Genomic DNA, 12,317 nt, shown 5'->3' with positions numbered 1-12,317 from the left:
GTGTTCAGCGTATTAAGACTAAGGAATAGTTGTGAGGTATGAAAGTTTAGATGTATGGAAAAAATCTTTTTCATTAAGTTTGTTTGTGTATCAGACATTTGCTGCTTTAAGGGATTTTGCTTTAAAAGATCAAATGTGTCGAAGCGCCGTTTCTGTGCCTAGCAATATTGCAGAGGGGTATGAACGTTGCTCTGATAAAGAAAGAGCTTATTTTCTTTCTGTAGCTAAAGGGTCTATTGGTGAATTAAAAACTCAACTAATGATTGCATTTGAGTTAGGTTATATTAATTATGAACAAACAGAATATGCTTTAAATGAATGTGAAAGTATTGGGAAAATGCTTGGCAAATTAATATCTATAATGAAAAATACATGATAACCCCGAACCCCGAACCCCGAACCCCGAACCCCGAACCCCGAACCCCGAACTCTGAACCCTGAACCCCGAACTCTGAACCCCGAACTCTGAACCCCGAACCCCGTTACCACTAATATCGACATTAGCTTGATCAAAATAGCTTTGTGGCGCGTATTTATTAGGCAAATTTTAAAAAACAGCCTATTAACTTAAAAAAAGTTAAACAATTATCGCAATTAGTTTAAATCCATCAGTTAATTGGTGAATTTTTTTGCTACAATTGGCGGGCAAATAAAGTGAATGAGTTTAATGTTGCCAAATTCAGTTGTTACTGAATTTAGTTGGCGAGTTTATACTTGTTCAAAATTGTTTTTATGGAAGCGATATTATAGTCATATGGTTTCATATTCGAGCTAACTTAATCAACTCGTTGAGTAAGTCAGGATTATTCGAGTAATAGGCTGTTAATAACCTTGTTTTAGGCAAGGGTTTTAATTATGATCGTTTCTCTTTTAAAATTCAAAAATTAACCTGCTGTAACTGATGTTCTCAATATAGCAAGTGTTGAGAATCATAGTGGAGATAAGTGGATGAGCAATGCGCCTGTAGACAATGGCCGACGTCGCTTTTTAACCATAGCTACCTCTGTTGTAGGTGGTGTTGGTGCGGCTGGGGCTGCTGTTCCTTTTATTGCGTCTTGGAATCCAAGTGAGCGAGCTAAATCTGCGGGTGCGCCTGTGGAAGTAGATATAAGCAAACTTGAGCCAGGACAATTAATACGTGTCGAGTGGCGTGGTAAACCTGTATGGGTTGTATCACGGACCCCAAAAATGCTTGAGCAGATGAAAGAACATGAAGGTCAACTTCGTGATCCGCACTCGCTAGAGCCACAACAATTAGAATCATCAACAAATGATTATCGTTCATTACGCCCTGAGATATTTCTCGCTGTAGGTATTTGTACGCATTTAGGGTGTTCACCTAGCTTTTTACAAGGTGGCTTTGGTGAAAAAGTGGAAGGGACTGATGACGGCTTTTATTGTCCGTGTCATGGTTCTAAATTTGATATGGCTGGCCGCGTTTTTAAATCGGTACCTGCACCATTAAATTTAGAAATTCCACCGTATACTTTTCTTGATGAGACCACTATTTTAGTGGGCGAAGAACAAGGGGTGGCCTAATGTTTGGTAAAATTGTTAGTTGGATAGACGACCGTATCCCAATGACACGTGTTTGGAACATGCACATTGCACAGTATCCAGCACCAAAAAACTTTAACTTTTGGTACTTCTTCGGCTCTCTAGCTATGTTAGTGCTAGTAAACCAAATCCTTACGGGTATTTGGTTAACAATGAACTATGTACCTTCTGCTGAGGGGGCGTTTGCATCAGTAGAATACATTATGCGTGATGTAGAATATGGTTGGTTATTACGTTATTTACATTCTACGGGTGCCTCTGCATTTTTCATCGTTGTTTACATGCATATGTTCCGTGGCATGATCTACGGTTCTTATCAAAAACCACGTGAATTACTGTGGTTATTCGGTATGTTTATTTTCCTAGCCTTAATGGCTGAAGCATTCATGGGTTACTTATTACCATGGGGCCAAATGTCGTTTTGGGGTGCACAGGTAATCATTTCATTATTCGGCGCTATTCCGGTTATTGGTGATGATTTAACTCTGTGGATCCGTGGTGACTACGTTATTTCGGGTGCAACGCTTAACCGCTTCTTTGCACTGCATGTAATTGCACTACCACTGGTTATTGTTATTTTAGTATTTTTACACATTGTTGCATTGCACGAAGTGGGTTCTAACAACCCAGAAGGTATTGATAACAAACGTAAAAAAGGAACCGTGGCTGAAGAAGACAAGCCTAAGTTTAAGTTCCATGAATACTACACAGATAAAAAAGACATTCTTGATGCGATACCGTTCCACCCTTATTACACAGTAAAAGATATTGTGGGTGTGGTTGGCTTCTTAATCTTGTTCTGTTGGGTGGTCTTCTTTATGCCTGCAATGGGGGGGTTCTTCCTAGAAGCGCCAAACTTTGAACCGGCAAATCCACTTAAAACACCAGCACATATTTTCCCTGTTTGGTACTTTACGCCGTTTTATGCAATTTTGCGTGCGATTCCAGATAAGCTAATGGGTGTTGCAGCAATGGGTGCATCTATTGTAGTACTTGCATTATTGCCTTGGATTGACCGTGGTTCGGTTCGTTCAGTTCGTTACCGTTGTGGCTTCCACAAGTGGAACATTGCAGGCTTTGTAGTTACTTTCGTTCTTTTAGGTTGGGTGGGTGCTACACCTCAAACTGACTTTAAAACGCTGGTTTCGCAAATCTGTACTGTGACTTACTTTATGTTCTTCGTACTGTTATTTGTTTACAGTAAGAATGAAAAAACTAAGCCATTGCCAGAGAGGTTACTGAAATGATGAAAAAGCTATTAATCGGTTTATTTGCTTTATCAGTAAACGTGTTACCGGCAATGGCGGCGGGTCCGTCGGTTCCTTTAATGGAAGCGGGTAACGATATATCTGATCAGCCATCTTTACAACGCGGTGCAAAGTTGTTTATGAACTACTGCCTTGGTTGTCACCAAATGCAGTATCAGCGTTATGAACGTACTTTTCGTGATATTGGTATTCCAACAGCGATTGGCCAAGAGCAACTTATTTTTGATGGTTCAAAAGTAGGCGGTCATATCCTCAATGCGATGGACAAAGACGATGCTGCAAAGTGGTTTGGCGCAGCTGTGCCAGACTTAACTAATGTTGCACGCGTGCGTGGCAGTGATTGGATTTACACTTACTTAAAGTCATTTTATAAAGATGAATCTCGTCCGTTTGGCGTAAATAATAGATTATTTCCAATGGTGGGGATGCCTCATGTGCTGCAAGAGTTACAAGGTGTGCCAACTGCAATAACTGAAGAAGTAACAGTAGATGGTAAAACAACCACCCATATTACTGGTACGCAAACAGATGGGTCGGGCGAATTAAGTGTTGATGAATATGACCAAGCAGTTCGTGATTTAACGAATTTCCTCGAGTATGTAGGCGAGCCTACACGTCTTGAATCGGAAGCGCTGGGTCTTAAGGTAATCGGATTTTTAATTATCCTGTTTATCTTGGCATTTTTGCTTAAGAAAGAATACTGGAGAGATGTTCATTAAGTTTGAACATATTTAAAGGTAATTTTGCAATAGGGGCTTAAGCCCCTATTGCTGTTTTTGTTATTTTATGGAGGTATAGGCATGGCCGTAGCTGCCAATAAGCGCCCTGTAATGACCCTTTTTTCTGGTGCTAACTGTATGTATAGCCACCAAGTACGTATGGTACTTGCAGAAAAGGGTGTAAGTGTAGATATTCATATGGCTGAAAAGGATAATCTGCCAGAAGCACTTCACGAAATTAACCCTTACGGTACAGTGCCAACACTGATTGACCGTGAGCTTGGTTTATATCAGGCAAACATCATCATAGAATACCTTGATGAACGTTTTCCTCACCCTCCACTAATGCCTGTATATCCGGTCATGCGTGGTCGTAGTCGTTTAATGATGCATCGTATTGATACTGATTGGTACAGTCTAGCTGCAAAAATTATTAACAACACCTCTGAAGCAGCGCAAGCGCGCAAAGAGCTTACAGAAGCATTGCTGGCTGTTGCACCTATATTTAGTGAAGCCCCTTACTTTATGAGTGAGGAGTTTAGCTTAGTTGATTGTTACTTAGCTCCACTATTATGGCGTTTACCTGAATTTGGTATTGAGTTAAATGGCGCAGGGTCTAAAGAGCTTAAAGAATATATGTTGCGTTTATTTGAGCGTGAATCATTCCAAGCCTCTTTAACTGAAGCAGAGCGTGAGATCCGTTTATAATGACTTCAAATCGTCCTTATTTACTTCGCGCTTTTTTTGATTGGATTGTTGATAACGACTGTACACCACACTTAGTGGTTAATGCTGACTTTCCTGCAGTGCAAATACCAACACAGTTTGTCCAAGACGGCCAAATTGTGCTGAACATTAGCCCTTCAGCGGTGACTCAGTTTTCGTTAGATAATACTCAGCTTAGTTTTAACGCGCGCTTTGGTGGTCAGCCAATGCAAGTATACGTGCCTTTAGGCGCCGTACTTGCAATATATGCACGCGAAAATGGCGAAGGCACAGTCTTTACTGCAGATGAGTTTTTAGAGGATGAAGACGCGTTTGATTCAGAGTTTGACAGTGCTGATACATCGTTTGAAATAGCCGATGAAACACCAGCTCCTAAGCCTGAAAAGAAAAAAGGCTCACATTTACGTGTTATAAAATAACTCGTTAGTGTTGATATAAAACCGCTTAATAAGCGGTTTTTTTATGCTTGTCATGTAGGTTAAAGTCCGCGGGCGACGGGCGACGGGCGACGGGTTGCGGGCAACGGGCGACGGGTAACGGGCAATGGGTGACGGGTTGCGGGTTAAGGTTGATTGGTGTAGCAGCGGGTTTACCCCGCGTCTGGTTAAAGGTTAAAGGTTAAAGGTTAAAGAGTAGGGGTTAGGTTTTAGGCAGAAAACAAGCCAAACGTAGTGTTTAGGTTGAGTGTAGGCGGGGCTTTACGCCGCGCAGGTTTGGTTTAAAATCCGTGGGCTACGGGCTACGGGCTACGGGCTACGGGTTGCGAGAAGCGGGTTAAGGTTGATTAGTGTAGCAGCGGGTTTACCCCGCGTCTGGTTATGGGTTAAAGATTAAAGAGTAGGGATTAGGTTTTAGGCAGAGACTAAACCAAGTACAGTGTTTGGGTTAAAGTTCACGGGCAACGAGTCGCGGGCTGCGGGCCTAAAACCTAATACCGACGCGGGGTAAACCCGCTGCTACAGGTATAAAAAACCTTGCAATGTTAAACGCAAGGTTTTTAAATTCCTCGAACCTCGAACCTCGAACCTCGAACCTGATATCTTTACAAATACTCAAATACTTTTATAACACGCTCTACGCCAGAGATATTACGGGCAATATTAACAGCTTGATTGGCTTCGGCGTCAGAGACTAGCCCCATTAAGTAAACTTCAGCGTTTTCTGTCACTACTTTTATATTATTACTGCTGATGTTTTCGGCCGCTAAAAGTTGTGCTTTTACTTTTGAAGTTAACCACGAGTCATGTGTTTGCGTGGTGATACCAATATTAGTGCCAATGCGTAATTGGTTATGAATTTTACGAATGCCTGAAATGCTTTCTATGGTTTTCAGTGCTTGGTTTTTCATTTCTTGGTTTGGGACTTGGCCAACCATTAATACCACGCCATTAACGCTGATAATGCTGATGTGAGCAAATTTATTTAAACGCTCAACGTCGCTAATTGCAATACTGGCTTTAATTTCAATATTATTATCATCTATTTGTGAGCCAATAGTGCGTCGATCGTTTGCGGCAGTAACTGCACCGGCTGTACCGGCGACTACAGCTGCTGCACAGCCTTGCAGTAATAAAACGGTACCTAAAACAAGTAGAGGGCGCTTAAACATAATTTTCATCCTGCGGGAAAAGGGTTAAATCCACCAACTCACTTAAACAGTGAAGGTTAACTAAATGCGATTCAATAATGCGGCTAGGGCGTTTAGATGGTGTGCGTATTTCTACATCGTTAGGGCCAAGTAAACCTACTAACTCACCGCCATCGTCACCCACCATTACTATGACCTTCATATCTTTGGTTAGTGCCGCTTCTACTGCAGAAATTATATGTTTTTCATTGCCATTAATTGCTAATGCAAGCAATAAGTCACCTTGCTGAGCAAAGGCACGTACTTGACGCGCAAAGGTATCATAGTCATCAACTTGATGACCTTGTCCTAAGTTAACGTTTTCTTGCGAGAGGGCAATTGCGGGCAAGCAAGGACGCTCTGTTTCGTAAAAGTTTACTAACACGCCTGCTATGTGTTGGGCTAACATATGGCAATTTGCTGCACCACAGCAGATCAATTTATTACCATTAATGAGGCTTTGCGCTATGGTAAATGCCGCTGATTCTAACGCACTGGGTAATACTTCGCCGGCCGCTATTTGAACTTGAATGCTTTCTTTAAAAATTTCTTTAATTGTATCTTGCATGAGTTACCAACAATTTATACCTAATTCTGTGTATATTTAGTATTAAAATACGTTTTTTAGCCAATTTATATGTAATGATGGCTCGCCTGTTATGGCAACATAATCAATACGCAGAGGCTGATTTTTTAAGTTTTTAGCCGCGAGATAATGATAAATAGTGCGTTTTAACTTTGCTTGCTTTTGCGGGCTTAGCGCATAATTAGCGCCGCCTTTACTCTTATTTTTACGAAATTTAACTTCTACAAACACTAAGGTATTGCCGTCTTTCATAATCACATCAAGCTCACCATAAGGGCAATAGTAATTACGCTCAATCGCTTTTAAGCCGTGCGCTTCTAAGTGTTTTTGCGCTTGACGCTCATAATATTGGCCTTTTTCACGACTATTTTGCCACAGCTGTTTAAACCACGACATACTCGCCCCTTAGTCAAACGTTGCAATATTCTCGTTTGCAGATTGCATAAACAGTGGCACTGGTTGTTGCGTTTTTAGCTGCACCGCTTTTATACGGCGATCGCTATATTGTGCCCATTGCAGTGTGCGCTCAATATTACCGGCACTGTTTATTGATAAGTTGCCACTTAACCCTGAAAAATATTTATCGGGTGTGATGGTTAATTGCCTAATATCGTCAAGCATGGCTACAGCATCATAACCCATTGCAAATAAACGCTGGCTTATGTCTGCTTGTTCAGGCCACAACGTATTGTATTGCTGGCGAAGATTATGTTGCGTAATTTGTGAGTTTAACATCCAAGGGAGTTCAGTAAAGTACAACCCCTCTAAATCGCCTTTGTCGGTTGTATCGATTTGCTTACTATGACTTTTTGAGCTGGCGTAAATAGGAATTCTTTCGGCGAATGTACTTACGTTAACATCAAGGTAAGGCTTAATTAAGCGGGTTTCAATGGCATCGCCAAGTATATAAATTGCATCGATATCGCTACGCGAGCGTGTTTCACTTTCGACTTCTTTATTAAAAAGTGCTTTAACCGCTTTGATGCGTTCTTTAGATTTATCAACTTCTAGCAAACTAGTAATTGTATTTGGCATGTCTTTATTGTCATTATAAAAGCCCACTTGTGTGTTGGTTTCACTGTATCGCTGCCATTGTAAATTAAAATAGTCAATTAAGCGTTGGCCACTGGTATTATTTGGCGCTAACAGCATAGGCTTTTGATAGCCTTGTGCTAAAAAATGTTCAAGTGTTTGCTGTACTTCATGCTCAGGGTTAAGCGCAAAAAAGTAGTGTTGCAACGATGTTCTTTCACCATCAAAGGTGTTCAAATGTAACGTGGGTATATCGAACAAGGTGTTGGCATTGGCAAGCTTATCGATATTAGCTTTTAACAGTGGGCCAATGACAAAATCAGGCTGAAGCTCATTAATTTTGGCGCTCAATGTCTGTATTTCGGTGTTTTCATCAATAAACAGCGTTTCGTTAATCTGTTTTTTATCAAGCGCTGCCAATATACCGGCTTTTAATGCATCTCCTAAACGCTGATTAGCACCTGATTGAGGTAGTAATACAACCAAGCGTTCAATATTAAGCGGTGCTAAATCATCAATATAACTTTCTTTTTTAGGAAGTACATTATTCCCTGGGTGACCTAAATAACGGCGGCGCCAATTATTTATTGCTTGATCTAAATCAACCGAGTTATTGGCATAAACTTGATGGTATAACGCTAAATTTATCCAGCCCTGTTGAATAACTGAGCCACGATTTAACCGTTCTAATGCATAGGAAGAAAGCTGCTTTAAATTATTCCATAATGCTTTATCAAGTTGAGGAATTGAAATATCGTTTTTAGCTGAAGATTCAGACGCTGCAAAAAAGTACGGCGCTGCACGTTTTGGTAAGTTTTGAGAGGCGAAAATGCTCGCAGTTAAAAATTGGTGCCAAGCAAAGTGCTCAGGTTGCTTAAGCTCGCCATCAAGCGAGTTTAATACCTCAAGTGCTTGCTGGTTTTTGTTTTGCTCTTTTTGTGCAAAAGCAATATATAAGCGATTTTGAATTTGATCAACACTGGCCGTGAGTGTAAGTTCAGTCCCTATTTTTTCAAGTAATGGCCAATTCTCTTCAGTTATTGCGCTATCACGCGCACTGTAAAGTAACTGAATTTTATCTGCACCAAAGCGGCTTTGCGCTAATTGGTAAATAGATTGCGCATTGAGTGCTTCATTTTTCAGCGTATTGGCACTGTTACTAAAGTTATCGCTGGTTTTAGTTGGTTTTTCGGTTGTGCTACACGCCGATAACCCTGACAATATAATTAATAGACTAACTAGTTTAAGTCGCACAATGATTTCCCATACGTTAACGCGATTTGCTTATATTACTGACTGACGCAGGAGACCTCAATGTTAAATGAGGAGAATTCACATAAAATTGGCACTCTTTACGTTGTTGCCACCCCAATCGGCAATTACGACGATTTAAGTCAGCGTGCAATCGCGACATTATCGCAGGTTGACTTAATTGCAGCTGAAGACACCCGCCATACAGGTAAGTTGCTCAGCCACTTTGGCATTAAGGCTAAAACCTTTGCGCTACATGATCATAACGAAAAGCAAAAAGCACAACAGATTATCGATCAACTTAATCAAGGATTAAATATTGCGTTGGTGTCTGATGCCGGCACACCACTCATAAGTGATCCCGGGTATGCGGTTGTTAATTTATGCCGTGAACAGGGCGCAAGTGTAACACCTGTCCCCGGTGCATGCGCTGCAATTACTGCGGTATGTTGTTCAGGGCTGCCAACTGATCGCTTTCAATTTATAGGTTTTACGCCCGCAAAAAGTAAAGCACGCCAAGACTTTTTTATTGATGCGGTTAATTCTGGTATCACCAGTATTATGTATGAAAGTACTCACCGTATTATGGCAAGCCTTGACGATTTAGAAGCGGCCTTAGGTAGCGAGCAACAGGTGGTATTTGCCAAAGAGCTCACCAAAACCTTTGAAACATTTTTTAACGGCACAGTGAGTGAGTTAAAGCAGTTTTTAACGAACGATCCAACCAAGCAACGCGGTGAAATAGTGCTCATGCTGCCGGGTAAACCTAAGGTGGTTGATGATATTCCGCCAGAGGCACGCAAAATGTTGGCACTGCTTGAAAGTGAAATGCCAATGAAAAAAGCCTGTGGTGTAGTGGCTGAGTATTTTGGCATGAAAAAAAACGCCCTTTATAAAACAATTATTGACGAAAAAGGCTAAATCTTTACTGCATATACTATCTCGCTCATGTATACTGCGCGCCGAGTTAGCCAAGATAATCGCTGCCTGCAACGAAAATGCGTAGGGGGAGGAAAGTCCGGGCTCCATAGGGCAGAGTGCCAGTTAACGGCTGGGGGGCGCGAGCCCACGACAAGTGCAGCAGAGAGGAGACCGCCAATCTTCGGATTGGTAAGGGTGAAAGGGTGCGGTAAGAGCGCACCGGGCCACTGGTAACAGTTGGTTGCAAGGTAAACTCCACTCGGAGCAAGACCAAATAGGGTTCTATCATTTTAAATAATGAACGCGTGGCCCACGTGAGAACCGGGTAGGTTGCTTGAGCCATAGAGCGATTTATGGCCTAGACGAATGATTATCACTTTCTTCGGAAAGCACAGAACCCGGCTTACCGGCTGACTCAAACTCAAGCGTAAGCATCTGATTTATTAGATGCTTACGCTTGAACCACTAATCTCATGGCACAAAATTTCTGAAGTGTGCCAAATAGTGTGCCAAATAAACTCAATACGTTACTTACACATAGGTAACTTAATGAGACATATCAAACTCCCTGAACACCTCATACTACGAAAAGAACGTTACTATTTTCGTTATGTTTTCCCTCGTAAATTTATCGGCTCCGATATACGCATTTCACTTAAAACCAAACACCTTCATCATGCTTTAAACTTTCTTGAATTAATCAAACCCGAATTAGATAAACTAAAAATACTTGCGAGTGATCGGCACAATATAGATACTGAAACTTTAATCACTCAAGCAAAACGTATTTTAATTCATATGAAGCAAAAACTTACCCATGAGCTAAGCAAAAAAATAATAGCAAAAGAAGAACAACGTTATGCTTCAACTGCACATTCTATAAATGGCATTAAAGCTAAGCCGTTAAACAATCACTCACCTACACATTTGAGAACCGCAGCAAACATTATGCTTTCTATTGCAGATGGTGAAACGGGTGAGTTATTACTTGAAGCTATAAAAAACAATGATTATGACGTTCTTAATATTTATGTTTTGGTCAGCAAGTACATGGCACTTAAAAATAGTGGTTTAAGTAATGCCGATATTGTAGCTAATAAAAAAATCGAAAAAAGTGTTCGTCAACTTGCACGCCAATTAGATACGTTTTTACTCGCTGGTATGTTTAATAGTTCTGAAGTTGAAACAGATGAAGACTTATTTGATGACTCAGATGAAAACGACAACTTTTATGCCGATAACATCGATGCAATAGAAACCCTAAACAAACACGATGTAGAGTTCGAACATGGGTCATTAGAGTATTCAGCATTTAAAAGTATGCTAGAAACCTCAAGAAATTTACAGGCTAAATACTTGGCTTCTTGCTTAACTAAAGATTCAGAGCAAAAACATTTATTAGATTCAATGTTTAATAAAAGCTCACACACCATAATTGAAAGTCAGCCAAGTGAAGAAAAGCCAAAAGCTCAAGGCCCATTGTTTTCAGAAGTGTATGCTGAGTTTTTAGATTTCAAAGTAAATTCAGGTCTAAACGATAGGATTTTAAAAGAATATGCTCGGCACTACGAAGCATGGTGTTTACTGAGTGAAGATAAAGCAATTGAAAGTTACAAAGCGAGTGATATAGGTCGCTTTATTGACCGTTGTTATCAACTACCTAAAAAGAATCGCGCACCATACAGCAAAATGAGCCTGCAAGAGTGCCTAGACTTCGATGTGCCAGAAGTTGACTTAGTTACACCTAAAACAGTTCAAGGCTATTACAAGTGGTTACAGGGGATATTCTCCTATGCTAAAAGAGATACTGTTGAATATATTCAGCATTCACCATGTACTATAAAACGAGACTTTAAGCAGCGTATACGTGGTGTTTTTAATAGCGAAGAACTTAATAAGTTTGAAGTATTCGCAATGCAAACAAAACATGCGTGGCAAAAGTGGTCACTATTATTAGCCATGTATACAGGCGCAAGGCGTACAGAGATATACCAGTTAAGAAAGCCCGATATCCGTGTTGAAGATGGTATTAACTACATATTAGTAACTGATGAACACGAATCACAACGCCTTAAAACTAATAATGCAAAACGTAAAATCCCTATCCATAAACGCCTAATCGAGCTTGGCTTTTTAGAGTATGTAGAGCAAGCGCAAGAACGTATTCTATACGAAATAACTTCAGCTGAGAGTATCACTAGTTGGTTTGGTCGTTTAGTTGTGGAGCTTGAAATACCTAGCCTTAATGAGCTAGATGAACTTCGCAGTTATCATAGCTTTAGGCATACGTTTATAAGTAACATACGTAATAATCATTCGTTTGATCTTTCATTGATACAACAAGTTGTTGGTCATGAACTTTCTAAAGGTGGGATAACTGATAAGTACACACATGGTGGTGCTAGTTTGAAAAGGTTAGCAAAAGTAGTGGATTCATTTAACTTTTCTGACTAATAATGTTCTTATTTATACTGAGTATATACATTACTGCTGAAAAGTTATTGTTATTCCTAACCAGTTAGATTATGGGGCAAAAAAAATCAGCAAGTTACTTATTGCTAGTTATCCCGCTTCTTTCTATCTAATGCAGACATTGGTATCATAATCGAATTTTTAACTGATAAATCTAC

The 12,317-nt window shown here is 40.4% G+C and carries 12 protein-coding genes and 1 other RNA gene; 9 read left to right on the top strand and 4 right to left on the bottom strand.

The features are described 5' to 3' along the window. The first annotated feature begins 31 nt into the window (after window positions 1–31). From AC6H44_RS12870 to AC6H44_RS12845, 6 genes are all read left to right on the top strand, one after another. Complete coding sequence (locus AC6H44_RS12870; protein ID WP_500735959.1) at window positions 32–376, top strand: four helix bundle protein; 345 nt, start codon at window positions 32–34, stop codon at window positions 374–376. 572 nt (window positions 377–948) lie between these two features. Continuing rightward, the gene (petA, locus tag AC6H44_RS12865) at window positions 949–1,539 is read left to right on the top strand and encodes a ubiquinol-cytochrome c reductase iron-sulfur subunit (protein ID WP_500735957.1); all 591 of its coding nucleotides are present in this window, start codon (window positions 949–951) and stop codon (window positions 1,537–1,539) included. Continuing rightward, window positions 1,539–2,804, top strand: a complete 1,266-nt coding sequence (locus tag AC6H44_RS12860; protein ID WP_500735956.1) for a cytochrome b — start codon at window positions 1,539–1,541, stop codon at window positions 2,802–2,804. Before petA ends, AC6H44_RS12860 begins: the two co-directional genes overlap by 1 nt. Next, entirely contained in the window at window positions 2,801–3,544 is a 744-nt protein-coding gene (locus AC6H44_RS12855; RefSeq protein WP_500735954.1) for a cytochrome c1, read from the top strand. Before AC6H44_RS12860 ends, AC6H44_RS12855 begins: the two co-directional genes overlap by 4 nt. Before the next feature lie 81 nt (window positions 3,545–3,625). Next, window positions 3,626–4,252, top strand: a complete 627-nt coding sequence (gene sspA, locus AC6H44_RS12850) for a stringent starvation protein SspA (protein ID WP_500735953.1) — start codon at window positions 3,626–3,628, stop codon at window positions 4,250–4,252. Then, window positions 4,252–4,689 (top strand): ClpXP protease specificity-enhancing factor, encoded by a 438-nt coding sequence (locus AC6H44_RS12845; protein ID WP_500735952.1) that lies wholly within the window; start codon window positions 4,252–4,254, stop codon window positions 4,687–4,689. Before sspA ends, AC6H44_RS12845 begins: the two co-directional genes overlap by 1 nt. A gap of 623 nt (window positions 4,690–5,312) precedes the next feature. On the opposite strand, the gene dolP is transcribed toward AC6H44_RS12845, so the two are convergent. Genes dolP through AC6H44_RS12825 form a run of 4 tightly spaced genes read right to left on the bottom strand, consistent with a single transcriptional unit; the run spans window position 5,313 to window position 8,769 of the window. Then, window positions 5,313–5,879: a division/outer membrane stress-associated lipid-binding lipoprotein gene (gene dolP, locus AC6H44_RS12840; protein WP_500735951.1), complete on the bottom strand. Its 567-nt coding sequence runs from the start codon at window positions 5,877–5,879 to the stop codon at window positions 5,313–5,315. After that, window positions 5,872–6,465, bottom strand: coding sequence for an SIS domain-containing protein (locus AC6H44_RS12835; protein ID WP_500735950.1), 594 nt, complete (start codon window positions 6,463–6,465; stop codon window positions 5,872–5,874). Before AC6H44_RS12835 ends, dolP begins: the two co-directional genes overlap by 8 nt. A gap of 42 nt (window positions 6,466–6,507) precedes the next feature. After that, window positions 6,508–6,879, bottom strand: a complete 372-nt coding sequence (locus tag AC6H44_RS12830; RefSeq protein ID WP_500735948.1) for a YraN family protein — start codon at window positions 6,877–6,879, stop codon at window positions 6,508–6,510. Window positions 6,880–6,888: 9 nt separating this feature from the next. Then, the gene (locus tag AC6H44_RS12825; protein ID WP_500735947.1) at window positions 6,889–8,769 is read right to left on the bottom strand and encodes a penicillin-binding protein activator; all 1,881 of its coding nucleotides are present in this window, start codon (window positions 8,767–8,769) and stop codon (window positions 6,889–6,891) included. Between the two features lie 60 nt (window positions 8,770–8,829). Between AC6H44_RS12825 and rsmI the strand changes: the two genes are divergently transcribed. From rsmI to AC6H44_RS12810, 3 genes are all read left to right on the top strand, one after another. Next, window positions 8,830–9,687: a 16S rRNA (cytidine(1402)-2'-O)-methyltransferase gene (gene rsmI, locus AC6H44_RS12820; protein ID WP_500735945.1), complete on the top strand. Its 858-nt coding sequence runs from the start codon at window positions 8,830–8,832 to the stop codon at window positions 9,685–9,687. 42 nt (window positions 9,688–9,729) lie between these two features. Then, an RNA gene (rnpB, locus tag AC6H44_RS12815) (RNase P RNA component class A) lies at window positions 9,730–10,109 on the top strand. A 127-nt stretch (window positions 10,110–10,236) separates the two neighbouring features. Then, window positions 10,237–12,141, top strand: a complete 1,905-nt coding sequence (locus tag AC6H44_RS12810) for a DUF3258 domain-containing protein (RefSeq protein ID WP_500735944.1) — start codon at window positions 10,237–10,239, stop codon at window positions 12,139–12,141. The last annotated feature ends 176 nt before the right edge of the window (window positions 12,142–12,317 follow it).

Source organism: Pseudoalteromonas sp. TAP-3C (genome assembly GCF_059888565.1).
Note: the sequence above shows the minus strand (reverse complement) of the source record. Positions and strands in the feature narration are given on the sequence as shown.